This is a genomic window from Priestia sp. J2 (assembly GCF_020790095.1).
Lineage (GTDB): Bacteria > Bacillota > Bacilli > Bacillales > Bacillaceae_H > Priestia > Priestia zanthoxyli.
In genome coordinates this window covers 2,267,499-2,292,356 of record NZ_CP086208.1, presented here as the reverse complement: position 1 = coordinate 2,292,356, position 24,858 = coordinate 2,267,499, and the positions used below count along the sequence as shown (strand labels likewise).

General features: G+C 36.8%; 26 protein-coding genes. 5 read left to right on the top strand and 21 right to left on the bottom strand.

From position 1 onward, the window contains the following. Positions 1-21: 21 nt before the first annotated feature. The 6 genes from LJY09_RS11490 to LJY09_RS11465 all read right to left on the bottom strand — a co-directional run bounded on the left by LJY09_RS11490 (position 22) and on the right by LJY09_RS11465 (position 6,317). Complete coding sequence (locus tag LJY09_RS11490) at positions 22-288, bottom strand: hypothetical protein (protein ID WP_028413373.1); 267 nt, start codon at positions 286-288, stop codon at positions 22-24. 61 nt (positions 289-349) lie between these two features. Next, entirely contained in the window at positions 350-1,246 is an 897-nt protein-coding gene (locus LJY09_RS11485; RefSeq protein WP_155010165.1) for a GH25 family lysozyme, read from the bottom strand. Positions 1,247-1,292: 46 nt separating this feature from the next. Continuing rightward, positions 1,293-1,511 carry a hypothetical protein gene (locus tag LJY09_RS11480; protein ID WP_155010166.1) on the bottom strand — a complete coding sequence of 73 codons (219 nt, stop codon included), beginning with the start codon at positions 1,509-1,511 and terminating at the stop codon, positions 1,293-1,295. Between the two features lie 175 nt (positions 1,512-1,686). Further along, positions 1,687-3,066 carry a class II fumarate hydratase gene (fumC, locus tag LJY09_RS11475; RefSeq protein WP_028413375.1) on the bottom strand — a complete coding sequence of 460 codons (1,380 nt, stop codon included), beginning with the start codon at positions 3,064-3,066 and terminating at the stop codon, positions 1,687-1,689. A gap of 221 nt (positions 3,067-3,287) precedes the next feature. Then, positions 3,288-5,639, bottom strand: a complete 2,352-nt coding sequence (locus LJY09_RS11470; RefSeq protein WP_099330986.1) for an immune inhibitor A domain-containing protein — start codon at positions 5,637-5,639, stop codon at positions 3,288-3,290. Between the two features lie 381 nt (positions 5,640-6,020). Continuing rightward, the gene (locus tag LJY09_RS11465; RefSeq protein ID WP_028413377.1) at positions 6,021-6,317 is read right to left on the bottom strand and encodes a hypothetical protein; all 297 of its coding nucleotides are present in this window, start codon (positions 6,315-6,317) and stop codon (positions 6,021-6,023) included. A 233-nt stretch (positions 6,318-6,550) separates the two neighbouring features. Between LJY09_RS11465 and LJY09_RS11460 the strand changes: the two genes are divergently transcribed. Beyond that, positions 6,551-7,144 carry an exonuclease domain-containing protein gene (locus LJY09_RS11460; RefSeq protein WP_028413378.1) on the top strand — a complete coding sequence of 198 codons (594 nt, stop codon included), beginning with the start codon at positions 6,551-6,553 and terminating at the stop codon, positions 7,142-7,144. Positions 7,145-7,379: 235 nt separating this feature from the next. On the opposite strand, the gene LJY09_RS11455 is transcribed toward LJY09_RS11460, so the two are convergent. The 4 genes from LJY09_RS11455 to LJY09_RS11440 form a co-directional block, all read right to left on the bottom strand. After that, the gene (locus LJY09_RS11455) at positions 7,380-7,547 is read right to left on the bottom strand and encodes a Fur-regulated basic protein FbpA (protein ID WP_080754423.1); all 168 of its coding nucleotides are present in this window, start codon (positions 7,545-7,547) and stop codon (positions 7,380-7,382) included. Positions 7,548-7,773: 226 nt separating this feature from the next. Further along, a complete protein-coding gene (locus tag LJY09_RS11450; RefSeq protein ID WP_099330985.1) occupies positions 7,774-9,267 on the bottom strand; it encodes a sodium:solute symporter family protein in 1,494 nt (497 codons plus the stop codon). Continuing rightward, positions 9,264-9,464: a DUF3311 domain-containing protein gene (locus LJY09_RS11445; RefSeq protein WP_028413380.1), complete on the bottom strand. Its 201-nt coding sequence runs from the start codon at positions 9,462-9,464 to the stop codon at positions 9,264-9,266. Before LJY09_RS11445 ends, LJY09_RS11450 begins: the two co-directional genes overlap by 4 nt. Positions 9,465-9,785: 321 nt before the next feature. Then, entirely contained in the window at positions 9,786-10,640 is an 855-nt protein-coding gene (locus tag LJY09_RS11440) for an STAS domain-containing protein (RefSeq protein WP_028413381.1), read from the bottom strand. A gap of 234 nt (positions 10,641-10,874) precedes the next feature. Between LJY09_RS11440 and LJY09_RS11435 the strand changes: the two genes are divergently transcribed. After that, entirely contained in the window at positions 10,875-11,381 is a 507-nt protein-coding gene (locus LJY09_RS11435; protein WP_028413382.1) for a PCYCGC motif-containing (lipo)protein, read from the top strand. Positions 11,382-11,479: 98 nt separating this feature from the next. Here LJY09_RS11435 and LJY09_RS11430 read toward each other — a convergent pair whose 3' ends face one another. After that, entirely contained in the window at positions 11,480-12,457 is a 978-nt protein-coding gene (locus tag LJY09_RS11430; RefSeq protein ID WP_228307743.1) for a ring-cleaving dioxygenase, read from the bottom strand. Positions 12,458-13,251: 794 nt separating this feature from the next. On the opposite strand from LJY09_RS11430, the gene LJY09_RS11425 reads away from it, so the two are divergent. Continuing rightward, positions 13,252-13,785 carry a PIN domain-containing protein gene (locus LJY09_RS11425; RefSeq protein WP_028413385.1) on the top strand — a complete coding sequence of 178 codons (534 nt, stop codon included), beginning with the start codon at positions 13,252-13,254 and terminating at the stop codon, positions 13,783-13,785. A gap of 368 nt (positions 13,786-14,153) precedes the next feature. On the opposite strand, the gene LJY09_RS11420 is transcribed toward LJY09_RS11425, so the two are convergent. From LJY09_RS11420 to LJY09_RS11400, 5 genes are all read right to left on the bottom strand, one after another. Further along, entirely contained in the window at positions 14,154-15,047 is an 894-nt protein-coding gene (locus LJY09_RS11420) for a helix-turn-helix domain-containing protein (protein WP_028413387.1), read from the bottom strand. Between the two features lie 461 nt (positions 15,048-15,508). After that, on the bottom strand, positions 15,509-15,895 hold the full coding sequence (locus LJY09_RS11415; RefSeq protein ID WP_098999316.1) for a hypothetical protein: 387 nt from the start codon (positions 15,893-15,895) through the stop codon (positions 15,509-15,511). A gap of 40 nt (positions 15,896-15,935) precedes the next feature. Next, positions 15,936-16,088, bottom strand: a complete 153-nt coding sequence (locus LJY09_RS11410) for a hypothetical protein (RefSeq protein WP_155017243.1) — start codon at positions 16,086-16,088, stop codon at positions 15,936-15,938. A 690-nt stretch (positions 16,089-16,778) separates the two neighbouring features. Next, the gene (locus tag LJY09_RS11405) at positions 16,779-17,015 is read right to left on the bottom strand and encodes a hypothetical protein (RefSeq protein WP_223546589.1); all 237 of its coding nucleotides are present in this window, start codon (positions 17,013-17,015) and stop codon (positions 16,779-16,781) included. A gap of 681 nt (positions 17,016-17,696) precedes the next feature. After that, on the bottom strand, positions 17,697-18,629 hold the full coding sequence (locus tag LJY09_RS11400; protein ID WP_098112591.1) for an alpha/beta hydrolase: 933 nt from the start codon (positions 18,627-18,629) through the stop codon (positions 17,697-17,699). 200 nt (positions 18,630-18,829) lie between these two features. On the opposite strand from LJY09_RS11400, the gene LJY09_RS11395 reads away from it, so the two are divergent. Further along, positions 18,830-19,105 carry a hypothetical protein gene (locus LJY09_RS11395; RefSeq protein WP_228307742.1) on the top strand — a complete coding sequence of 92 codons (276 nt, stop codon included), beginning with the start codon at positions 18,830-18,832 and terminating at the stop codon, positions 19,103-19,105. Positions 19,106-19,138: 33 nt separating this feature from the next. Here LJY09_RS11395 and LJY09_RS11390 read toward each other — a convergent pair whose 3' ends face one another. The 3 genes from LJY09_RS11390 to LJY09_RS11380 all read right to left on the bottom strand — a co-directional run bounded on the left by LJY09_RS11390 (position 19,139) and on the right by LJY09_RS11380 (position 21,368). After that, positions 19,139-19,987 carry a YihY/virulence factor BrkB family protein gene (locus LJY09_RS11390; protein ID WP_028413391.1) on the bottom strand — a complete coding sequence of 283 codons (849 nt, stop codon included), beginning with the start codon at positions 19,985-19,987 and terminating at the stop codon, positions 19,139-19,141. Positions 19,988-20,176: 189 nt separating this feature from the next. Continuing rightward, positions 20,177-20,380 carry an alpha/beta-type small acid-soluble spore protein gene (locus tag LJY09_RS11385; protein ID WP_013056997.1) on the bottom strand — a complete coding sequence of 68 codons (204 nt, stop codon included), beginning with the start codon at positions 20,378-20,380 and terminating at the stop codon, positions 20,177-20,179. Between the two features lie 127 nt (positions 20,381-20,507). Further along, entirely contained in the window at positions 20,508-21,368 is an 861-nt protein-coding gene (locus tag LJY09_RS11380; RefSeq protein ID WP_028413392.1) for a dimethylarginine dimethylaminohydrolase family protein, read from the bottom strand. Positions 21,369-21,575: 207 nt separating this feature from the next. Between LJY09_RS11380 and LJY09_RS11375 the strand changes: the two genes are divergently transcribed. Continuing rightward, positions 21,576-23,747 (top strand): MMPL family transporter, encoded by a 2,172-nt coding sequence (locus tag LJY09_RS11375; protein WP_028413393.1) that lies wholly within the window; start codon positions 21,576-21,578, stop codon positions 23,745-23,747. A 45-nt stretch (positions 23,748-23,792) separates the two neighbouring features. Here LJY09_RS11375 and LJY09_RS11370 read toward each other — a convergent pair whose 3' ends face one another. Together LJY09_RS11370 and LJY09_RS11365 are read right to left on the bottom strand one after the other, a co-directional pair. After that, positions 23,793-24,092 (bottom strand): YxcD family protein, encoded by a 300-nt coding sequence (locus tag LJY09_RS11370; protein WP_014460159.1) that lies wholly within the window; start codon positions 24,090-24,092, stop codon positions 23,793-23,795. Then, positions 24,080-24,535 (bottom strand): hypothetical protein, encoded by a 456-nt coding sequence (locus LJY09_RS11365; protein WP_028413394.1) that lies wholly within the window; start codon positions 24,533-24,535, stop codon positions 24,080-24,082. Before LJY09_RS11365 ends, LJY09_RS11370 begins: the two co-directional genes overlap by 13 nt. Positions 24,536-24,858 lie beyond the last annotated feature (323 nt).

Here is a 24,858-nt window from a genome sequence, read left to right as displayed (position 1 = left end):
GAGGCAAGACTAGTTTTTTTATTATCTATGCTGATCTTGATACATAGGTCCTTCTGAAATCATATTGCTTTCAGAAACGTACGTAGGATCTGAATGCGCATCTTTATTTAGGCTAGCATTTACCTGCTGTTTTTTGGATAAACTTGAAAGTTTTACTTTGGCACTTCGAACAAGTCCTTTTACTTTTCGGCGTTTCGCAGCATCGCTTAATAGATAAGACGTAATGCCGACTCCTACCGTTGATAGCGTAATACCTGATATCAATGCTTTTTGTTTTCGTTTTCTCATAATAGCTCCTTCCTTGTACCATTTTGAATCTTACAATAACTTTTCCCTCTCAGGTACTCTCTCAAACCCGATTATTCAGATTATTCACTTCTTTAACAAGACGCTGCAGCGTGTCCGCTCCTGCTATTCCATCTGAAAAAAGGCCATACCGATTCTGGAATTTTTTCACTGCAGCGATTAATTCATCTCCATAGGAACCGTCTGCTCCAAACTTCGGAAGAGAAAAACCTAGCGTAAGTAAGTTTTGCTGAATTTGTTTGACTCCTAACCCTCTATCACCTTTGGAATAGACAAATGGTCCTTTTGTATTATTCGTCATAGAGAGATTTGTTGTGACTTCTTTAAAAAATGAGCAGTCCATTTCATTTATATCCACATTTGTAGAAATTCCTTTTACTCTGCCAGAATCCGTATACTGAAACATTGCCCATCGCTGCCATTGACTTAGCTCACCAGGGTGCTGCATACCGCCTTGTCTATTGTTTGCACTATATCTTGCTACCCACAAAGGATACTTACTTATTTCAGTTGTAAAAAAAGTTTTAGCAAAATGATAATTAGTATATACGATAGGCTTAATCCCTGTTGTTTTGTGAACATGCTCGAGCCAGCTTACGGCAAAGCGAGAAACAAATTCTTTGGATTTTTTCTTGTCTTCTTCTAGATCCAAACACGGCGGAAGGTCTAGTTTCATTTGTCCAAGCTGAGCAATAAAAAAAGCAGCTTCTTTCTCCGGGCTATTTGTACAGTGAGCATAATGATAAAATCCTACTCTCAAGCCCGCATTTTTAGCACCTATATAATTTTCATAAGATCTAGGATCTACAAAAGTTCCGCCTTCTGTTAACTTTATATACACCCCTTTCACTGAGGTGTTTTTTATTTCTTTCCAATTAATGATTCCTTGATGATGAGAAACATCGAGAATAATAGGATTATTTGAATGTCGACTTTGCATAGTTTTCACCTCTTTTGCTAGCTTCCTTATGTATACGACGAATATTTTAAAACCCCTGTTTTTCCGGATCTTGATATTGTTTTATAACGATGTGTAAAACGTTGCTCATTTGAATAGCTAAATAAGCTTCGTGTTTTTTGTCATAATAACGATACCATCCTTGCGTATGAATAATAGATTCCTCAAGCTCTTTTACATTTTCTGATTCAACCAATGTACTGATTGATTTTTCATTTCCAAAATAAAACTTCACTTCGTACGTCACTTGAATCCCTCCTTTATAAAGATGTAAATACCCTAATCGTATGTACTTGAATCTAGTACAAGGTAGTGTAAAATTTCTTTTAATCCGCTTTCTCTTTTTATATGTTTATTTAGAACAATGTTCATTTTATTATAAAACAAGAAGCCAAGCATTCTGAGCTGCTTGGCTTCTTGTTTTATTTTGATGGATGAATCATATTAGCTGGATTTACCCATTGCTCAAATTGTTCTTCTGTCAGAAGGCCTGTTTTTACCGCTGCTTCTTTTAATGTCGTTCCTTCTTGATGAGCCAGCTTGGCGATTTTAGCCGCATTTTCATACCCTATGTGCGGATTTAACGCTGTTACAAGCATAAGAGAATTTTCTAGATTATGCTGGATTTTCTCTTTGTTGGGTTCAATTCCTACTGCGCATTTATCGTTAAAAGCCTGCATGGAATCTGTCAGCAGTCTGACTGATTGTAAAAAATTATAAATAATAACCGGCTTAAATACATTTAATTCAAAGTTTCCTTGACTAGCCGCAATTCCAATCGTCACGTCATTCCCTAACACTTGTGCAGAAACCATTGTTAGAGCTTCACTTTGAGTTGGATTTACTTTTCCAGGCATAATAGAACTTCCTGGTTCGTTAGCAGGAATCGTGATTTCACCTAATCCGCTCCGAGGACCGCTTGCCAGCCAGCGTACGTCATTGGCGATTTTCATTAAGTCAGCTGCTAAGGCTTTGAGTGCACCATGGGCATAAACCACTTGATCGTGACTTGTTAATGCATGAAATTTATTAGGTGCTGAGATAAATGTTTTTGCAAGCGTGCTGCTGATTTCTTTCGCTACTTCATCGCCGAAGTCAGGATGTGCATTTATCCCCGTCCCAACAGCTGTACCGCCAATAGCTAGCTCCTTCATATACTCTACGCTTTGTTTAATCATTTCTTCATTTTTTTCGAGCATATGATGCCATCCGCTAATTTCTTGTCCTAGTGTTAGCGGTGTAGCATCTTGTAAATGGGTTCTTCCTATTTTAATAATATCTTTAAACTGCTCTTGCTTCGCAGCAAACGTTTCTTTTAATGTTTTTAGAGCAGGTAATAATTGATCTTCGACTTCTAGTACAGCTGCAATATGAAGAGCTGTAGGGAAAGTATCGTTAGAGCTTTGTGACATATTAACATCATCATTTGGATGGAGCGTTTCGTCGCCGTTTATTAGCTGGTTTCCCCGGTGGGAAATCACTTCATTTACATTCATGTTTGATTGCGTTCCGCTTCCTGTCTGCCATACTACTAAAGGAAAATGTTCATTCCATTTCCCTTCAATAATTTCGTTAGCAGCTTGCACGATGGCTTCCGATTTCCCTGCTGATAGTTTGCCTAGTTTATGATTGCTAATAGCCGCACTTTTCTTCAGAACCGCAAAAGCGCGTATTACTTCAATCGGCATTTTTTCAATCCCTATTGGAAAGTTTTCTTTACTTCTTTGCGTTTGCGCTCCCCATAGTTTATCTTCTGCCACTTTGATTTCTCCAATTGAATCTCTTTCGATACGATAGCTCATAGTTAGAACTCCTTTTCAATATTTTCTTTACCTATTAGTATTGATTATATGGATGAATTTCATGACATAATAACAATTATTCACTGTTGAAAATTCCCTTTTTTCTATTTTTTAAACGGGCTTAACTTATTTGATTATTTAGCTCATAGTTTATTTTGATTTTATGATACAAAAAAAGATCCGAAGAATACGCTCTTCAGATCTTTTTAATAAGTCCAATTTTACTTATGAATCCATACAGCACCAGCTGAATTGTCTTTTGCTTCACCAATTACGTCTAATTTTAATCCGTTTTGAGGAAGCAAGCGGCCTGCATCTTTAATTCTTTCATCTAAATACGATTTTTTATCGTTAAAGCTTGTAACACCATTTGATTCTTTAGATGAAATCGTTCCCCACGTTTTATGAGAATATGACCAAGCAGGTGATTTATCAAATGAGAACGCCGCGTCTGCAATTTGATATCGGCTTGAATTTGCTGTAGTGCTAATACCATTCACATTAAAGTAAAGAACTTTATGAGCATGTGAATCAACTACACCAAGGAATCCTTCACCCGGATGTTGTCCTACCCAGTTATCAAGATAGCTTTCATCTGCGTACCAAAGCAGCATGCCTGTATTATATTTTGCACCGCGCGCGAATTGAAGTGCTTTATCACTGCCTGCATAGTTTCTCCACTCAAGGTAATAATAGTTATCTTTATAGCTGATGCCGTTTGTCTTTTCAAATCCATCTAACGTTACTTTTGGAGCTCCTTCAGCATCGTCCGTGAATACCGTTTTTCCATCTACTACTAAACTAGCATTATCAAGAGCGAATCCTTGAAGAGCAAGTCCGCCGTCCGTGACGTATTCAAATTGAAGCTTGATTTTTTTACCTTTAAACTGCGTTAAGTCATAACTTTTATCTTCCCATTTTCCGTTAGATGTTTCAGCAGAACCATCTGCATTATTCGCTTTATCACCAATTGTATCTAACAGAACTTTTGAACCGTCAGGAAGAATCGCATTTACATATAAGTAATCGTATTCTGCCTCTACTTCATAGAACGCTTTGTAATTAAATTTAGCTGTGTTGGCTGTTGTTAAATCAAACTCTGGCGTTGTCATCGTCGTATGCAGATCGTCTCCGCGTTTACTGTAATAATAGTTGCTTCCAAACTCAGGCTTAATCCCTTGAACAGCTTTTTTAGGTAAATTAATCTTTACAATACCTGGTCGGTTAGATTTTGTGACACTTTGATCAACCACGCTCACAGAGCCCGATTTTGTAATGTTTTTGCTGTCAATTTGTTGAATATTTGCCCAGTTCCCACCCATATTTGCTTGGAAAAACTCTTTATTTTGCGGGGAGAAACTTGTCGGTTCTGTTCCAGCTACTTCACCAGCCCAGCTCCCTCCGCTCATAATTGACCAAACGCCTACCGGCTCACCTTGACCCGTATACTGTGTATCATACTCATCCGGCAAACCTAAATCATGGCCAAATTCATGAGCAAAAACCCCAACTGCTCCGTCTTCTGGTTCGATTGTATAATCATAAGCAGCCATGTTTGTTCCAGGAACTTTATATACTTGTCCCAAAGTAGAGCGGTGAGACCAGATAGCATCGTTTCCTAGTTTACCTCCACCTGCTTCTTGCCCAGTTCCAGCATGAATGACCATTAAGTGATCCACTATGCCGTCAGGCTCATTGCGGTTGCCATCTCCATCGATATCATATTGATCGAACTGATCATAATCTGAAAGGTTAATGCCGCTTTTTGCTGCTGCAGCAAGCGCTTCTTTTACAAGGTTACGAGGCCCTTTAGATCCAGGCGCATTATCGTTTCCTCCCGCTGGATTGTCTGCTCCGTATTCTTTTGCGTTTCCAGGTACGGTTAACCAGTCAGAAACCGTTCCATCTACTGTGTAACTACCTCCAGACTGTTCTTCATAATATTGTTTAAACGTTTTAATTTTCTTTCCGTTGAATAGCGTAAAGTCTTTCTTTCCAAACATTAATTGCTGATAGTGATTTCGGTTAAAGTCTTTTGCATACATGTAACCAGGTTCTTGAACGACATTATTGTGCTTAAAGTCTGCGTATTCGACTAAAAGTACAAGAACTTTATCTTTTCTCACTTGTCCGTTATATTTTGCCTGAGCTGCAGGTTTAACGTTTACCCCGTTCCCCGAATTGTTTCCTTGAGACTTAATGTTAGCAAATTCGCCTCGTTGAAACTTTTCTTTTTGTTTTGTTTGCATTTCTTTCGCTTTCAAATCAATTTTGCTAGCTTTATGTCCTTTCATGCTCTCTTTATGTGCATCTTTTTTGTTTATGTAAGAAGTAACGGCTTTCTTCACTTCTTGCGGTGTTGCACTTTGAGAAATAACTCCTTGGTTTTTCAGTGCGTTAGCCAATCTTTCTTCCGGTACTGTATTCATATCAATTGGTGAACTCGGAAGTTCCTCCGATTGTGCGGTTTTAGCTGAAGCAGTACTTCCATTCATAAGTACTGGTCCCACTCCGCTTAATGTAACAGTTGTGGCAAGAAAAGATGTCCCCAAAATCTTTTTCCAGCTTTTCAAGTAAACCCCTCCATTTTAGAATTTTCAAACTATTAGCAACATTTATTTTATATTCTAAAACTAGGAAGGTCAACTACATTTTACTATATTATTAAAATTTTTTGATTCTAGTAGATAATGTAAAATAGTTTTATAGTATGTAACTAGTTTTCTTTGCCTGACAATTAAAATGTCTGATAAACCCTTCTTGCGTATGCAAATTCCATGCCAAATCGATAACCACAACTAAAACTGTATGAAGCGTATTTTTTTAGGGAATTAGAACCACCTTTTCCGTATTACTATTATATAAAAACAAAAAATTCCCCATTATGGATACAGAAAGATAAAAAAATCACTTCTCGATAGACGAGAAGTGATAACCTTTGTATGCAAGTAAATTTAAGAATGTTCTTTTTGACGATGCAGCAAGATATGATAGAGCGACGTGCTCCAAATAGACATATTGCGCGCTGCGATTTCATAAGGTTTTTCATCAATTTTAAACAAGAAATCCCCTTCATAACTCACGGATTTCCCTTGCTTTTCCAGCTCTTGTTTAACAGCTTCAATCCATTCTACTGCATTCGTATAATGTTTGTTCAAACGAACTTTAATAGTTTGATTCCTGTAATGAATAAAAGATGTAATTCCCCAAAAAATTAAGACAAGAAAAAGTACCATATACAGCAATTGCATGATAACAATCCCCTTCTTCCTTCATTTCATTATTTTCAATGAAGACTTAATTTAGATGAGTAAATATTACTATTCTCCTTTGCTATCGTCATCTCCTTTAAAAAAGTAAATTCCTTTTCCACGTGGGCGTATAAAATAAACCCGTGTACATGCTTGCTCATCTTTTTTACTAACGTTTTCTGTTAAAAAATGATAAGCTAATAGAATGATAAATAGAAAAGGAGGGCGACGAGTTGTCAACTGAACAAGTGAAATTAGCAGCCGTTTTAGATGTTGAAACAACGGGATTAAGTGCTCAAACATGCGATATTATCGAACTGGCAATTGCTGTTGTTTCTTATGATTCTTCTACCGGAGAAATAATCGACATTGTAGAAGAATATGAAGAATTTAATATGCCTTCAACTCCCATTTTCCCGTACATTACAAACTTAACGGGAATTACAAATGAGATGGTCAAAAATAAAACATTAGACGATAAAAAAGTGGAATCATTGTTAACTAGCGTTTCGGCTATCATCGCTCATAATGCTTCTTTCGATCGCAGTTTTCTTTTAAAACGGTATCCATCTTTATTTAACCAAAAATGGCACTGCTCTATGCGTGCTGTCAAATGGAAAGAGTACGGCTTTCCTAACAAAAAACTAACAACACTTCTTGACCATCATAAGATTGAGAGAGAGAACGCTCACAGAGCTATGGATGACGTGAAAGGAACCATTGACTTGCTAAGACAGCAAAATCCTAGCGGAGAGCCCTATTTTTCTGAAGTATTAAAAAAAGCAATGAGCAAACCTAAAAAAACAGCGGCTTCCACTCGTTTTTAACTTAATAAAAAAAGCGCAGCTTCTGCGCTTTTTTTGTTTTTATTTGCCTATTTCTTAAGTGTTGAGTTATATGTTTGAGGAATATGGTTGTAAACAGCGAGGTTGTAAACGCACCGGAAGAAAAAGAAAAGTGCCTGCTTTCAAACCAAAAAATCGCGGAGGAACAAACTGAACAGCTGGTGTTTACAGACATATACGAAATCAGCTGAATTGCTAATAATCTAGAAGATTCAAATTATACTTCTCTTACCTTTTGGCTTTGAAGGTCGTGATGCGTTTGTTCTAGTTCACTTAAATTCAATTCGTACAAATGTCTCCCGTCTTCTGCTTTAAAGTAACCCGATTCAATAATTTGATTCATTAAAAGATCTTTCTTTTGCTCAAATGCTTTTTCAGATGTCATGTTATCATCTCCTTTTTTAGGTGAATATCTTTCATAGAAAAGACGTACACCGCTTGTGGCATACGTCTTGTTGCTTTTCACACTCGTTACCTATGTTTAAAAACAACGCAATCGTTACATTTTATCGAGAAGGCTGCTTACGTCTTGCAGCCATATTGAACATTTTGGTGATGCACTACTTTTATACCCTTCATGATGTTCTTAAAACGCAATTGGAAAAAGATTTTCATAAAATCTGTTTGCCATCTACTGCCCCGCTTTCAAAATGCGGCTGTGAGGCGATTTTTTTTGTTGCTAAACTAACCACCATTAATACAACTAAATTAATAAATAAAGAAATGACGCCGACATTTGTATCTTTAATGATTTGTGGCAACGCAGGAAACAACGTGCCAAGCGTTGTTTCAGTAATCGTTATATACATCACAGACGCAATGCCGGCAACAATACCTGCACACGCCCCGTATTTAGTCACGATATTGTTTTTCATTAAACTAAAAATAAAAGCAGGAAACAGCTGCGTCACAATGCTGTAGCCCATTAGTAAAAGCGTTACAATTGTATTCCCTCCATGAATTGTAAAATAGACTGAAACAAGCGCAATGACTGGTACGAAGCATTTAGCCAGTATCGAAATTTGTTTGCCCGTCGCTGAGGGAACAAGCACGCCGTAAACGTTTTTAGATAGTGACGTAGAAGCTGCCATCAAGAGCATCGATCCAGGCACAAGCGCTGTTAATAAACCAGCTGCGCCGATAAAGCCGACAATCCACGGGTCAAATGTTTGAATGGAAAGACGAAGCAGTGACAAGTCCGCTTCTGCGCCTTGTAGTCCAGGTACCTGCATAAGAGCAGTAAACCCTACAAAAAAGACAAAAAGCAGCATTAACGTATAAATAGGACTTATAATAGAATTCTTTCTAAATACATTCTCGTTTTCAGCTGAATACGTTGCATTAAACGTATGCGGCCACATGTAAAATCCTAATACGGTCAGCATGACTGTAGAAATAAACCACGAAATACTGAGACCTGTCTTGGGAAGAGTAAGAAACGTTGGATTTGCTTGATGCACAGCCTCAAACATTGGCTGTAAGCCTCCGTAGTAATGAAACGGCATATATATTCCTAAAAATAAGACAACAATAAAAATCATAATATCTTTCACAATAGCCGTCCAAGCAGAACCATGTATGCCTGATATCATTAAGTAAACCGTTAATGATATGGCTCCAATCCAAATGGCTGCAGTTGAAGAGATAGAGCCATAAGAAGCTTCAGATACAATAATACCTAGGCCTTTGAATTGTAAAATAATATAAGGAACAATTGCCAGCACCCCTGCACATGAAACAACGATACCAAGAAACGGACTTTTGTATTTTGAAACAAAAAAATCCGGCTGAGACATAAGCTTATGCTGCTTCGCATATCGCCATATTTGCGGACCAATCCAATACCCTAACACGTACGCTAAAGAAATATAGGCTAAAATATAAAACGCCGGCCCTCCTTTCCCATATGCCCAAGCGCTTCCACCTAGAAACGTAAAAGTAGTATAGATTTCACCCGCCATCAAAAAGAAGACAAAAATAGTTCCAAAACCTCTGCCCCCTACGCTCCACTGTTCTAAATCCATTTTTTTGCCCCGCGTAGCTCGAATTCCAAGATAAATAGCTAAAAGTAAAAAACCGAAAATAATAATCAGTGCGGTATTCATTGTTTATCTCCTCCTTTAACAGCAGGATCGAGCTTGTACACAATACCCATAATAAAAGATGTAAGGATTACCCACATAACAATCCAAAAAAGAAAAAAAGGCATCCCTAAAATAAACGGCGTCACTTTGTTAACAAAAGGCAATGAACCTAATATTCCTACAAACGGAAGCAGGCAAAGAAGATAAATTTTTTTCATAGAACTCCTCCTTAATCACACGGCTTATCAGTACTTATCTAAGGCTTTAACTATCTCATTATGTACTTCTCTTATTCTTCTCTTTACACCTCCATTCTTGAGCTAAACGAGACGTTTGTCATAGAAAACCGCCGTTTGTTTGCTCCTTAGTATCTTCCATTTGTCCCCATATGAAAAGGAGTTTGTAAGACATGCTTACAAAATTTTGAATGCAGCAGAATATTATTTCATATTTTCATATACAGAATATAGACAAACAAAAAAACGGAACTGAAAGTAAAGGTCTCAAACAGTTCCGTTTCGATCTAGCATTTCTATACTTTATTCCTCTTCTTTTTTCTTTACACCAAGCGAAGAGAGCGCTTGTTTTAAATGTCCGAACGTTTCAATTTTATTAAAACTGATTCCTACATTAACAGCCGTCTGAGCCATGTCAGGACTCACTCCTGACATAATCGCATGGATGCCTAGCAGCTGCAAAATGTTAATCAAATCAAAAAATTTGTGAGCGACATACGTATCTACATAATTTACACCCGATAAGTCAATGACTAAATGCCTTATATGTTTTTCTGCACACCTTTTTGGAACAACCTCGATAATGGAATCACCTTTGATTTCATCAATAAGCCCTACCAAAGGCAAGACCGCGATGTGGTCTACAATTGGAATAACAGGAAAACTCGTTTCGTCGATTAGCTCTTGCTGAAGACTTATTTTTTGCCTTGTGATTTTATAATACTGTTCGGAAAATTCATTAATGAGTTTATCAAATGTTGTATGATAAACTTCACTCCAAGACAGTATATCTTCTTTTGTAATAGATGAATGTATCAGGCTATATGTTTTGACATATGTCCAAATAATTTTTCTTGTTTTGCTTAGCGCTTCTACCACTTCGTAAATCGGCGTATCAAATTTAATTCTGCTGTTTACTACTTCCGTCGTCCATTTCATCATACGTTGTTTAAAAATCTCTTGATCGTCAAGAAAGCCGCTCGCAATTGTTTCGATCGTATAACGATGCTGCTCGCGCAGCTTTTTCTCAACTGATGCGTCTGCGTCCTTTGAGTAAATCGATCCTTTAATATTACTTCTTTGGTGCAGCCATTCTTCACTGATAGAGGCTGAATTCTCTAAAATATATTCAAAAAGACGTTGATTTTGTTCACTCACTACTGTTTAACCTCCGTTCACTTTCTCCTTCTGTACAATCACTTACAAAACGCACCTTATGAGAAATTCATGCTTCATGTTTTTTCCTCGTCCATCTCTATCATACACGATAACCGCTCTGCATACTTATAGAGAATTAGATATAAACAAGCAGGTATTTGATTATCTACATAGATAAACTGCCGTGTATGATGAAACTATCATTTATTTTGACATGAAAGGATGTTAATTGTATTGAAAAAATCAATTATTTTGTTGGGGCTTCTCGCTACAAGTATTGGATTATCAGCTTGCTCAAACAATACAACAACTTCTTCTGCTACAAACTCTTCTGCACATTCAGGTCATGAACATCATAAAGCTGCAGTTGCTGATATTCGCGAAGAGACTCCAGGAGCAGATGTTTTACCACAGTTTTTGAAGAACCAGCCTAAAGACATGAAGCTAGTTTATCTATCCGTTGCTAAAAATCGTGAACTACTTGAAAAAATCCCTTGCTACTGTGGATGTGGCATGGAAGCGAATCACAAAAATAGCTATGACTGCTTTATTTTTAAAAACAAAAGAAATGGAGCAGTTGTCTGGGATGATCATGGAACAAAATGCGGATTGTGTATAGAAATTGCAGCTAAAGCTATGCTCGACTATAACCGAGGCAAATCAATAAAAGATATTCGCAAAGACATCGATGAAAAATATAAGGAAGGCTATGCACAACCCACTCCTACTCCTTCCTTGTAGAACATTGGCATTGTTCAAGTAAACATTCGCGACAGATATATGTAAAAGTAGAAAACATCAAAAAACACTCAAATAGCTATTTGAGTGTTTTTTGTGTACTATTCTTTCACAAACTCTTTTGTACTTCTTACTGTATCAATCGGACGCACGAGCTTCTCAATTTCTGCACGTTTTGGCTCTAAAAATGGAGGAAGTGATAATTTTTCTCCGAGCGTTTCGTAAGGTTCATCTCCCATAAATCCTGGTCCATCTGTCGCAAATTCAAATAAAATTTGCGGAGCCACTCTTGCATACAACGATTCAAAGAAGTGACGATTCACATAACCAGACGTATGGAAACCGAAGCTTGGCATTCGGTTAATCCATTCTTCAAGAGCCTGTCGATTTTCTACGCGAAAAGCAACGTGATGAACCGTTCCAAAACCTTGCTGAGCCTGCGGAAGTTTTTCGTTGTGTTCGACTACTACTTGCGCACCGTTTCCCCCTTCTCCTACTTCAAATAGATGGAGATTTCCTTCTTGAGCAATCTCTTTAAATAAAAGGACTTTTTCGATCATTTCTTTAAAGTAATTAAACTCGGCGATACGAATAAAGATAGGACCGAGTCCCGTAATAGCGTATTGAAGAGGTACAGGACCTTTTTGCCAAGGAGTGCCTGATTCAACTCCTTGATTTCCTTCATCGGAAATTAACTGATACTGCTGATCATCAAAATCAACAAACGAAAGCGTCTTTTTCCCAAATAGCTCTTGAATCCCCGTATGCTTCACTTCTAAGCGATCAAAGCGCTTTACCCAATAGTCTAAAGCCTCATCATTTGGAACGCGGAAAGATGTTTTTGAAATTTCATTTGTTCCGTGAGAACCTTTTGGAATTCCTGGAAAATCAAAAAAAGTCATGTCCGTTCCGGCACTGCCTTTATCATCTGCGAAAAACAAATGATACGTTTGAATATCATCTTGATTGACCGTTTTTTTTACTAAGCGCATGCCTAACACATAGGTGAAAAATTCATAATTCTTTTCTGCGCTGCTCGTAATAGCCGTTACGTGGTGTATTCCTTTTAAGTGGTTCATTCTACATTCCTCCGGATAAATCGTCTAGTTTATCATTCGTTATTTATCTTTAATTTAAATATCTTTAATTAAAGATAATATACCATGATTAATTTTCCTTTGTCAATAAAGTATGGATGATCTCGGAAGGAAATATGTAGGTTTTTACATTTTAGCAAAATCTCATAAATGAGGACGGACCAAATCGGTAATAAAACACCGTATTGTTGCCTAGTTCATTCTCTAACCTATACTAATTTATTTCTCTTACACGATATCATGTTTTTAAACCTTTGTCCGGTATTGGCTGAGATCATCACCCAACAGGCAAACATCAATTAATTCAATAACTCCCGGCAGCTAACTTTTTTAATCTTTTTATATAAAAGGAATAGTAAGAAAAAACTTCATCACATATACTATATAAATTTATATAAAAGGCAGGGATATCATGAAAGCACAGCGCTTGGTAGATGACAAAAAAGGAACGTACAGCAAGGAAGTTCAGAAGCACTTCAAAATAAAAATAAATGGAAAAATTTACACAAAATCCTCACCGCAACCACCTTCCTCACCCCCTGTGAATAAAAAAAATCTTAAATATAAACCTCAAAATAAAGTTCTACGCACGTATGATAAAAAAGATCAAGTGGTAAACGGCACACAAGAAAGGCTCATAAAATCTGCCAAAACTAGATTAACTAAATACGAAAAGCTTCTATTAAGCAATCAGCTTTCAGAATCCGCGGCTCTTTACTCACCTTTTGGGTTAGAAGAGCTCGTGCGAATGGCTAGTAGAGAGGAGTGAACGATTTGTGTTGGGTGAAAAAGTAATCATTGATACAAACATTTGGGCTTCACATGCGCTTAATTATCCAGAAGTTGTGGAATATATTAATGAACTTATTTCAAATAATACGGAATTTTTAATGCCTACCGTTGTACAAATGGAACTTCTGTCGCATTGGGAAGTAGAAACAAATCCTCAAGTCAAAGCAGTAAAAAATCATTATATTTACGATATGACCGATAAGATTGTAGACGTTACAAGTGAAATTGCACAGCTAGCAGCTCAAATTCGCAGAAAAGCCAAAATAGAATCAAATAAAAAAATTAAAGGCCCGGATGCGATGATTGCCGCATCTGCTTTTATACATAATGCAAAACTAATTTCCAACAATAATAAAGATTTTGCTTGGATTACATTTAATTTCAGCTACCGAGGTCAACCATTATCTTATGTAAATCCTATTAAAGACACGATTGCTTACGCTTCTTTTATTAAAAGCTTTGAATCTCCCAACCTTCCCGGTGCTGATAACTTACAAGAAAACGAGAAGGAAAGTTAATTTGTTTTTGCTTTCAAAATACTCCTTGTCTCCCGCCTTTTTCAAATTAAAAGTTTGATGGGTACATACTCCAATTCTTTCTATATTGAATACAGTAAAAAGCATAAAAACTTAGGCGGTGAAAAGAGTGAATTACCCATATTACCCGGAACAACCTTTAGAAGAGTATCAATATGGCTATGATTATTATTCCAATCCCCAAAAAACTGAAGAAAGATTCCCTTATGGTTATTATCCATATCCTCGCCCACGTCCATTTTATCCTTACCCTTACCCACGTCCTATTTATTACCACCCCCCTTACTTTTACCCTCGTCCTCGTCCGTTTTACCCACACCCAGTGTATTGGAGATAAAAAAGAAGAGCTGTCAGCTCTTCTTTTTTGTTTCTTGATATTTAGACATCTCTTCTTTAATAATGGTCACAAACGCTTCATTTTGCTCAATTTCAAAAACAGTAATAGCTTTTTCTAGGTAAGCTATTCCTTCTTTAAGCTCACCAAGCTGACAGAGTGCTTCTCCAATTTGATAGTGCAGTTCTCCTAATAAATAAAGCGTCTCATGCTGAATACACAGCTCTAGTCCTGCTTGTGCATATTTAACCGACTTTTCATAACGTTCCATTTGCAAAAGCGCATGTGATAATCCATATAAAATTCGAATTTTGACAAGAGGATCTTTTAACTTAGGAAGCAAAGCAATATGCTGCAATCCTTCCATAAACGTACTGAACGCTTTTTTTAAATGACCTTCTTCTTCGTAAATAATGGCAATACTATTTAAAATAGCAATCTCTTTTTCTGAATAAAACTGTTCGCTCGTACGCGTGAACGCAATCGCTTTTTCCAATTTACGAAGCGCTTGCTCAAATTTATTTCCAATATAATAATCACATATGGCTTCGTGCCATAGGAAAAATTGTGCGTGAAAAGGATCTTGAAACATAGGATTATCTTTTTCTTTATCCACCATATGTAACACGGTTGCATAATCGCGTTTTCGTATATAATGCCTAATGGTCGATTTAATTTCTTTTGAATAATCGTTGGGCGTTAGCTCTCCTGCTTCAAAGAAATAATTCATCGGAACCCCTAAGCGTTTCGATAAATGATAGAGAACTTCACTGCTTGCATGAATTTCACCTTGTTCAAATCGATGTAGCTCTTCTTCTGTACAAATTCCTTCTGATAACTCGACAGTTGTCATTTCCGCAATCTTTCGCAGATCTTGAATCAGCTGACCTACTTGTTTTTTATCATTCAAAAAATCACCTTACTTAATGTCAATGAACTCTGTGAAAACAACATTCCATTATGTTTTTATAAGTCTATTGTACCATTTAGGTGGTTTTTTTATCAATAGAAATAAGAAAATAATTCCAAAGGAAATTCTTGAAATTATAATTAAATTATTTCAAACAACCTCCAGCTTCTTCTTTAGTCATATCCCCTCTTTGTACAGCAGTCATAACTTGATCGCAATAGTATGATGTTTGACTATATCCTTCTTCATCAATTTCTTTTTGAATCTGTTCCTTTGCTTCATCGGAGAAATTAGCATCTTGTTCAGCAATGATTTGAGCTTCATATGCTTCATATGCTTCTTGTTCTGCCTGTTCTTTAGCTAATCTTTCTTCTTCTTCCTTATTCAGTTCCTCCTCAATCTCAGCCTCTTCAGCCCATGTTTCAGCTTGATTTGCTTCATAATTATCGATTGTTTCTTGACTAACTGGAGATTCCGCTTCCTTCTTTCTTTTGCTCTGCTTGTTCAGCTGCTATACGTTGTTCTTCGGCAATCTTTTGTTGTCTTTGTTGCTCGGCTATTTCTACTTGTCGTTTAGCTTCCGCTTCTTCTTTTACTTTTTGTTCTGCTAATTCCTTAGCCTTTCTTTCTACTTCAACTTTTGTAGCGTAGGCACGTAAATCTTTCTGTTCATCTTGAATTTGTTGAGATTCAGATTTCTTATTTAATTCTCTTTCATTAGTCTTTTTTTCTGGCTTTACAGCAGTTTCTTCCTTAGAATTCTCAGCGTTCTTCTCTTCCCCTTGGTCACATGCTCCCATAGTGAAACTCAAAGACAACAAAATGCTACCAACTAACAACTTTTTCACAGCATTCTCCCCTTAACTTTTCTCTGTATGGAGTGTTACATTAAACTGATAAATTGATTTGACTAACTAATTTTTCTAAGTCCTTAATTAATTCTTTAGGCGTCCCTATATTGTTCATTACGTCATTACATATCTTTAGAAGCTCAAGTTTAACTTCTATGCTAATTTCCTCAGGTTTTAATTGTTCATTCACAACACACAGCCCCTTAACGAGTAAATAATATCACGAAAAAGGTTATTTTTTTATATATTCAATTATTTCCCTTATCAGTTTTTCGATAATTTTCTTTTTGAATCATTCTCATTCTCTGCATTTTCTTTCCTATAATTAATGTAATCCATCACTATACTTTCTATAGCTTTTAATAATTCTTTTACTTGCTTTTCTGTAAATAAGCATTCTCTAATAGGTTCTCTTATCTTCTTAATCTTCGTGTACTTCTTACCATCTACACCAAAGTGAACCTTATGGTGATGTGCTTTACGATCACTCTATAAGTTTTACTCCAATCCTCTTTAACTTCTATAAGGTGATAGGCTATTTCAATAGGAGTACACCTGCCTTCTTCAAGACAGACTTCATCTAAAGGATTTAATCTCTTCTTCCTATTGCATAATTTAATTCATGGGTTACTAGATTAAAAGGCTTTCCCTTCCTTATCTACTCTCTGTTCCTTGTACTCTTAATGATTATCTTTTTTGCACTTGTCACAATATGTATCATAAGCTAATTGACGACATTCCTCTGTGTTACATATCTTAGATGGCTTCTTAGGCATGTTGTTTAGCCACCTTTTTTACCATTTATTATTTAGCACATATTTTAATTTGCATACTATAGATATAATAAAAAGCCACTCTTCAGAGTGACTTAGCATTAGATTTATTTTTTTACTTCTTCAGGTACATAATCTAAAAGTGTGGATATTATCATATTAAAATGCCATGGAGTAAGGTTATTACCAGCACTTTCTTTTAGCTCAGTTCTTAGTTTTTCGCCCCATACTGGATATTTATTATTACTTTGTGCTTCCTCTAACATATGACCTACTACATTTATTACTTTATAATACTCATTTTCTTTTGCACTGATATAATAATCTTTTTGTTCATAATCCATAACTCCACCTCCTTTTAGTTACTTATTATTTTCTCTTCATTAACCAAATCAAACTTGTTAATTACCTAAAATAAAAAGTCGACCCTATGATTGACTTTCTCGACTGAATTAAATATCATCTCTTTCAGTCGCTTTAAATACTGCTTTAATTTTGTAGGTATCTTTCTTACCTTTTACGGCAGTAACCCTTGTAATCAGTTCAATAATAACCCCTGAAACTGAATGGTATTGCAGGTCCTGAAATAGGCGTCTGCCCCCCACCCAAAAATTTTGGAGCTTTCGCAGGATACCCTAACGGATAATTTCCCCACCAACTGTCAACTTCACCACTAGAATTCAGTACATATCCAGTAGGACGTCCAAAAGAAGGCATGAAATAAGGGTAGAAAGCATAGTTAAAAGGAGTATAAAAATTAGAATAGAACATTTAATCACCTACTTTGTTTCAACTTGTAAAAAACCTTCATTAAGATATGAAATCTTTTCTTTTATTGTGAAGCATCATTTTCAATAACTTCTATAACATTGTCTTTATTTATAACATTGAAATAACTTTAAAAGAGATAATAAGCTATTTTTTTGAAACTCTTTTTAACCTTTTCTCCCTCCAAATACAGAAAAGAACAGCACATCAATGTGCTGTTCTTTTCGAGTTTATATGATTTATGACACTATATATCCTTAAATAGAATCAAATACTTGACGCAGTTGAGCTGCGCTTTTATTGATCGCCTGCTGAGCGAGTGGAACAAATTCATGAAACCCTAAAAACCCGTGAATCATTGTTTCATAATTTTCGTAGGTGACGGGAACACCATGATTTTTTAATGCGTCCGCGTAGTCTTTTCCGCTATCTCTTAGAGGGTCGTACTGTGCTGTAAGAATGGTAGCGCTCGGCAGGCTCGATAAATCTTCTAGTAATACCGGAGCGTTATAGGGATGCTGTTCTTCTTCTTTATTATTTAAGTACTGAAGGCGAAACCAATCCATAAGATCTTTTGAAAGAAGATATCCTTCGGCATTTTCTTTCATAGATGCAGGGTGCTGATTTTTAAATCCTACAGATGGATAAATAAGCAGCTGATGAACAATGGATGGACCTTGTCTTTGTTTTGCTAAAATGCTTGCAACCGCAGCAAGGTTGCCACCGGCACTATCTCCTCCAACGGCAATTTTGTTTGAATCAATATTTAATTGAAACGCGTGAGCTGAAATCCACTCCAAGGCGTCATAGGCATCGTTCACCGCAGCGGGAAATTTACTCTCAGGAGCAAGGCGGTAATCAACAGACACTACAATACAGTTTGTTTCATTTGCATACGACCTGCATATGGAGTCATGAGTATCCAGGCTTCCTAATACCCAGCCTCCTCCGTGATAATAAACAAGAGCGGGAAATGGCCCTGTTCCTTCAGGCTCATACACTCGTATAGTGAGGGTACGTTCATTTAATTGGATTTCTTCATTATATACTTTTTTAACTGCTTCTTTAGAAGGAGTTAAAGACATTTTTTCCATTTCCCTCAGCTGCAGGGGTGTAACGTCCTCTAAAGAAGGACGGGGCATTTCGTTATATTGATTTAGAAATATTTGAATATGCGGATCTAACGGCATTTTTCTTCTCTCTCCTTTCAAGGTAACTCTATATGTAATGATGAATGAAATTTCAGAAAAAATCCAATATATTGTCTTCTCGGCAGGCTTTTGTTTGTTTTAATTAAAAATGGGTATAACAATTAAATAAAGAGGATGATATTCGTATATATTTTATTCTCACCTATATAAATATAAATACGTACAAAGGAGGCACAATGATGATTATTGTTTATATAAGCTTAGCTGTTGTTTTGGCATCACTTGCGTATCTTATTTACGCAGGCGTATCATTTAATAAAAAAATCAAGCCAACTGTGAACTCTTTAAACGCCACTTCTCAACATCTTCAAAACGAAACTGATCATATTAAAGAAAAAACAAACCATTTAAAAGTAACACAAGCAGCGATTAAAACGGATATACAGTACAAAAAAGATTCGGTCAAATATACAGCCAACTCATTTAAACAGCTTGTTAATAGCTTTAAACGTTAAAAAAGGAAACCTTTATAAAGGTTTCCTTTTTTATTACATCGCCTGAGACGTATCTTTAGGAGGTGCAGCCGTTTTGTTTCGGTGATAAATAGCATTAATCTCTCCTCCAATGACGAGAATTAACCCCGTTAAAAATAGCCAAAGCATCAGAACAATTACGCCTCCTAAGCTTCCATAAGTAGCAGAATAATTGCCAAAGTTGCTTACGTAAAATGAGAACCCTAAAGATGTCAGCTGCCATAGCAGCGTAGCAGCGAGTGCTCCGGGCCATACGTGAGCAAAAGGAAATGTTTTATTTGGCGCTAATCTGTATAATACGGATAAAACAAGTACCATAGTGCCGACACCAACAATCCAGCGCAGAATATTTAAAACCACTGTTGTACCTGAAGGAAGAGAAAACCATTCGCTTATCCAATTTAACAAAACCCCTCCGAACACTGGTAAAAGAAGCGATACAACAATTGTTACAATTAATCCAATTGTTAAAAGAATGGACAAGCCTCTTACTTTAATAAACGAGCGCTGTTCTTTCACGTCGTAGGCTTGGTTCATTGCACGAATAAAGGCGTTCATACCGTTTGAAGCGGACCAAATGGTTCCTAAAATCCCTACAGTCAGTAACCCGCCGTTTGGTTGGCTCACAAATTGAGCTACGTTATCTTTAAAGATTGCAGCCGTTTCTCCCGGCATAACGCTTTGAAGAAGATCGATTGCCTCTTCCGGTTTAATCGATAGATACGGAACAATCGATATCAGTAAAATAAGCATAGGGAATAATGATAGCATATAATAATAGGCTTGCTCAGCCGCTAGTCCCGTTGCTTGGTCTTCTTGAATTTCTTTACCAAGACTTTTTCCAAATGATAATAGCTTTTTCATGATAAACCTCTACTTTCTCTTTTTTTGTTCTTTTCCCATTTTATGCACTTTTCAACCTTGAAAGTGGAGAATTTCGAGCAAAATCTCAAATCAAGCGACCATGAGAAAGTAGAATGATGTTTCCTACACAAAAAAAGTTCCGGCTCAAAAGAGCCAGAACTTTTCATCAAAGTGTTTATGTAGAGCAGACTAGCGAATGTGTCCTTGTGCACCGCTTAATTGCTGCTGCGCCATTGCAACAAGATGCTTCGTCATTTCTCCACCAACAGAACCATTTGCGCGAGCCGTTTGTTCCGCGCCAAGCTGAACGTTAAGTCTTCCCGCGATTTCCGTTTTTAACTGATCAAGAAGCTGTTCAGCACCTTGAACTAAAATAGGATTACGATTTGCCATGTTTATCACTCCTTTCCTTCAACAGCTTATATAGGTTAATGTTCCTTTCACTTGAAATTTTATACAATATCCTTCAAAAAAAAGATCCCTGGCTATCGCCGAGATCTTTTTTTCTTTTTAAGCTTTTTTACACTCGTTCAAGAGGCATTGTACAGCAGCGGAAAGAACCGCCGGATTTAATAATTTCAGATATATCAACTTCAATTACTTTATAGCCTCGTTTCCTTAACTCTTCATTCACTTCTGTATTTATTGGCAGACTGATTACCCGTTGATTACCGATTGATAATACATTGGTTCCCATCGTAAACTGCTCTTCTTTTGTTACTTCAATTAAGTCATATTTCATGCGAAGTAAATTTAATTCTTTTTCATGTAAAGCGGGTGAAAATACGAGCGCTTCTGTAGGTGATAAAATATTTAATACACAATCAAGATGAAGATAAGACCGATCAATAGGAATCGGAACAACCTCATACGCTGGAAGCAGCTCTTGGATATGCTCCACGCCTTCTTTACTTGTACGGTCGCTGAGTGCAATAAAAATAGCTTGTCCATCAATCAGCACATCTCCACCTTCAATGGGATGGTCCGGTACCTGATGAAAGGGAATACCTTGCTGCTGCAGCCAATCGGCTAGCACTTGTTCTTCTCCGCTTCGAATTTCGCTGCCCATTTTCGTGACAATAACGGTATCTCCGAGCGTATAGCCAATATCCCGTGTAAATACTTGTTCTGGAAATGGCTCTTGTGCAGATAGTCCGATGACTTCAATCCCTTCTTTTTGAAGACATTCGACAAATTGACGGTGCTGCTTTGAAGCTAAGCTCTCATCAATGTTTTCGTCCGCATAATGCTTTTGTGTTTCATTAATAATTTCTTCAATTTTCATATATGTAGGTGGACAAACGACCACACGTTTTAATGTATCATACTCATTTTTACATCCATAACTATTCGTCATTTTAGCTGGCTGTTTCATTTGCATCTTTTTAAATCCCCCTTCGTGCATTTATGTACAGTGTTCCCTAAATCGCCTGAAACATAAACACGATTTTGCTAAGGAAACACCCCTGCGCATCTATCTGAAAAGCTTTTTCAGGCAAAAAAAACAAAAAAACACAATACTTCTTCTAATTACAATAACTGTTAGTATAAAATAGTCTAGTAACTGTACAAAAAATTGGAGGTAAATATGAATAAAATAGCGAACGCATTATATGCGGGCAGAAAAATTTTATTACTACTGTGGGTCATCCTAATTGTCGGATTTGGCTTTTATGCGGCTAAGCTTCCTTCTGTGCTTGGAGGAAACGGATTTGAAATGAAAGGAATGTATAAAGATACCGAGCAGCTTTTAGTTAATAAATTTGATGTTAGCGAAGCTCAGATCATCGTTTTGTTTGAAAAAAAAGACGGAGTTTCTGACTCGAAATTCCAGCAAACGATCGCTCAGTATATGCAAAAAGCAAAGGACAAATCAGACGCGTCGAAAGTTGACATACCAACGGCTTCTAACAAGATGATAAAAGGAAGCACAGCGTATGGAATTATCCACTTTAATCACGATGATGGAACGATGGATAAACGAGTGGAAAAGATCAGAACTCTTTCATCTGAAGAAAAAGAAGTTAGTGTAAAATTAACCGGTGGTCCTATTATTGAAAAAGATATGAATACAGCAAGCCAAGCAGATTTAGCAAAAGCAGAAGCCATTGGTATTCCTGTTGCTTTAGTTGTGCTTCTTCTAGCTTTTGGCGGCGTGGTAGCCGCTGCAATTCCTCTTATGATAGGAATTGTAACCGTCGTTACCACCATGGGCGTTGTCTATTTCTTTCATCCGTACACAGAGCTGTCCATCTTCATTTTAAACGTGATTCCAATGATTGGATTAGCTCTTAGTATTGACTTTGCCCTTTTATTTATTAATCGCTTTAAAGAAGAAATTCAAACGAAATCGGTAGAACAAGCAATCAAAATCACCATTCAAACAGCGGGACGCTCGGTCATCTTCTCAGGATTATGCGTATTTATTGGATTAGCGGGAATGCTGTTTATTCAAGTTGATATTTTTCAAAACGTCGCTCTTGGAGGAATGGCTGTTGTTTTTATTGCTGTGTTTTCAGCTCTTACGCTGCTTCCTTCCATACTGGCTATACTAGGTACACGCATCAATCGTTTACGCATCTTAAAAATCAGTGAACAAGGCGGTCAATCTAGGTGGCGTTCATTCGCTACATTTGTCATGAAAAAGCCTGTAGCTATGACGATTGTTTCTCTTATTATTCTGTTAGTAGCACTTATTCCCGTTCGAGACATGCATCTAGAAATACCGTCTTCAGAAGCACTGCCAACAAAATACGAGTCTCGTCAAGCTTTTGACACGTATAACGATACGTTTATAAATAAAAACGCGGCAGACGTTTATTTTGTGTTAGAAGCTAAGCAAGATATGCTGAAGGAAAAGCCTTTAACAAATGCCTTTACTTTTATAAAACAATTAAAAGAAGATTCGTTAGTTAAGCAAGTTGATTCTATTTCTACCGCTTTAAACGTAAAATCCAGTGATCAGCTTCAAGCTATGCTGAACAACCCGCAGATAAGCGCGCAGACAAAGCCAGCTGTAGATTCGTTTATTAACGAACATTATATGCTCATAAAAGCTACGCTAGATACAGACCAAAATTCAGATCAAGCAAAAGATTTTGTTCGAAAATGGAAAGAGAAACGTTCACCTTTCACCGTTCATATTGGCGGCTATCCAAAATTCGAACAAGAAATATTTGATGAAATTTATAAAAAGGCGCCTTATGGCCTGGCTCTTGTTTTATTTTCAACGTATGTCATTTTAATGATTGCTTTTCGTTCCGTCCTGATTCCTTTAAAAGCTATCATTATGAATATTTTAAGCTTAACAGCTACGTTTGGTTTACTTGTATGGCTGTTTCAAAATGGACATTTAGGTCTTACCCAATCCAATATCGCTTTAGTGCTGCCGGTCTTTGTTTTCGGCCTTGTATTTGGGCTTAGCATGGACTACGAAGTCTTTTTGATTTCACGCATTCACGAAGTGTATCATCAAACGAAGGATAACAATGTAGCAACGGTAGAAGGCCTAGCTTCCACTAGTAAAATCATTACGAGCGCTGCTTTAATCATGATTGTCATTACAGGAGCCTTTGCTTTTACAGATGTAACGCCTGTTAAACAAATGGGTGTAGGAATTGCTTTAGCTATATTTATCGATGCAACGATTGTCAGAATGCTTCTTGTCCCTTCTCTTATGAAATTGCTTGGAGATGCCAACTGGTGGTTTTTCACTAAAAAAAGCGATAAGTCCAGTTCCAACGAACAGGTAAAATCATGATAAAAAAACCCGCTCAAGTGAGCGGGTTTTTCATTGGAGATTTCTTTATCGACTTAATTTAGCAAAAGCGATAATGCCTTCTTCATCGTCTAATTCCAGTTCTAGTCCTGCTGCGTATGGGTCTACGTTCATTTCAGTATCCAGCCAATAGCGCAGGGCTTCGATAATGTTCAAAGTAATATGAACCTGTTTACGATCATGCACGTATGACTCTGCTGAAAAACCGTAGTCATCATCATACATTAGCTCAATCTCTACTTCTTGAGGCTGAACTTGTTTTTTTTCTGCGATATACAAACACATCGCATTGATAATATCTTGTTCAGAAATTTTTATTGTCTCCAAGATTTCACTTCCTCATTTTTACGCTTGTTGCTACGTACGCTTTGGAATAACTTTACTACAAGAAGAATTAAAGCTACAATCACAAGCATATTTACCATAAAGCCTAAAATTGGGCCTAATGGTCCTAAGCTAGATAATAAGCTTCCAAATAATAAGCCCGCAATTCCTCCCATTAAAAGACCTTTCATTAAGCCGCCGCGCTTTGAACCAGCTGCTGTACTTTTAGATGATGAGTTTTTAGACGTATTGTTTTGCTTAACCGAATTACTGTTATTGTTTTTAAATAAGCTTGATTGGTTATTGCTTCCGCTGTCAAAAGAGCGCTTTCCTGATTTATACCCTTTTGCACTTGCTACGTTTGAACCGTCATGAATAAGTGATCCACCGATTGGTGAAAACACAACCGCTAATGCGATAAATGCGGCCAATAATTTTTTTACCATTGCTTTCCCTCCACTAAATGACTAACGTCACATATGTTTTTTCATATATGATTTCCATATATGTTCCTACGTTTCATCATACCAAAAGGTTTCACTTTTTTATATAAAAATGCATAAAGCTCCATCAAATGTTCACAGGATTAAACATTTAGACGCGTTTCATATGGATATAAGACCCTTTTATGTACACATCAGTGAAATTTATAAAACTAACAAAGACTCTTCATCTTCGTTAACGCTTATTTTACACTTCGCCCAGCATATTACTTTCGCAGAGTTCTGTAGCAAGTCCCCTCTTTTAAAAATACCTTTATACGCTCCCT

Coding starts and splice junctions, on each gene's coding strand:
- LJY09_RS11365 (WP_028413394.1), bottom strand. CDS start 24,535: ATGGTAAAAAAATTATTGGCCGCATTTATCGCATTAGCGGTTGTGTTT.
- fumC (WP_028413375.1), bottom strand. CDS start 3,066: ATGAGCTATCGTATCGAAAGAGATTCAATTGGAGAAATCAAAGTGGCA.
- LJY09_RS11405 (WP_223546589.1), bottom strand. CDS start 17,015: ATGGATTATGAACAAAAAGATTATTATATCAGTGCAAAAGAAAATGAG.
- LJY09_RS11395 (WP_228307742.1), top strand. CDS start 18,830: ATGATTATTGTTTATATAAGCTTAGCTGTTGTTTTGGCATCACTTGCG.
- LJY09_RS11490 (WP_028413373.1), bottom strand. CDS start 288: ATGAGAAAACGAAAACAAAAAGCATTGATATCAGGTATTACGCTATCA.
- LJY09_RS11380 (WP_028413392.1), bottom strand. CDS start 21,368: ATGCAAATGAAACAGCCAGCTAAAATGACGAATAGTTATGGATGTAAA.
- LJY09_RS11455 (WP_080754423.1), bottom strand. CDS start 7,547: ATGACATCTGAAAAAGCATTTGAGCAAAAGAAAGATCTTTTAATGAAT.
- LJY09_RS11450 (WP_099330985.1), bottom strand. CDS start 9,267: ATGAATACCGCACTGATTATTATTTTCGGTTTTTTACTTTTAGCTATT.
- LJY09_RS11385 (WP_013056997.1), bottom strand. CDS start 20,380: ATGGCAAATCGTAATCCTATTTTAGTTCAAGGTGCTGAACAGCTTCTT.
- LJY09_RS11375 (WP_028413393.1), top strand. CDS start 21,576: ATGAATAAAATAGCGAACGCATTATATGCGGGCAGAAAAATTTTATTA.
- LJY09_RS11430 (WP_228307743.1), bottom strand. CDS start 12,457: ATGAACCACTTAAAAGGAATACACCACGTAACGGCTATTACGAGCAGC.
- LJY09_RS11400 (WP_098112591.1), bottom strand. CDS start 18,629: ATGCCGTTAGATCCGCATATTCAAATATTTCTAAATCAATATAACGAA.
- LJY09_RS11390 (WP_028413391.1), bottom strand. CDS start 19,987: ATGAAAAAGCTATTATCATTTGGAAAAAGTCTTGGTAAAGAAATTCAA.
- LJY09_RS11485 (WP_155010165.1), bottom strand. CDS start 1,246: ATGCAAAGTCGACATTCAAATAATCCTATTATTCTCGATGTTTCTCAT.
- LJY09_RS11465 (WP_028413377.1), bottom strand. CDS start 6,317: ATGCAATTGCTGTATATGGTACTTTTTCTTGTCTTAATTTTTTGGGGA.
- LJY09_RS11445 (WP_028413380.1), bottom strand. CDS start 9,464: ATGAAAAAAATTTATCTTCTTTGCCTGCTTCCGTTTGTAGGAATATTA.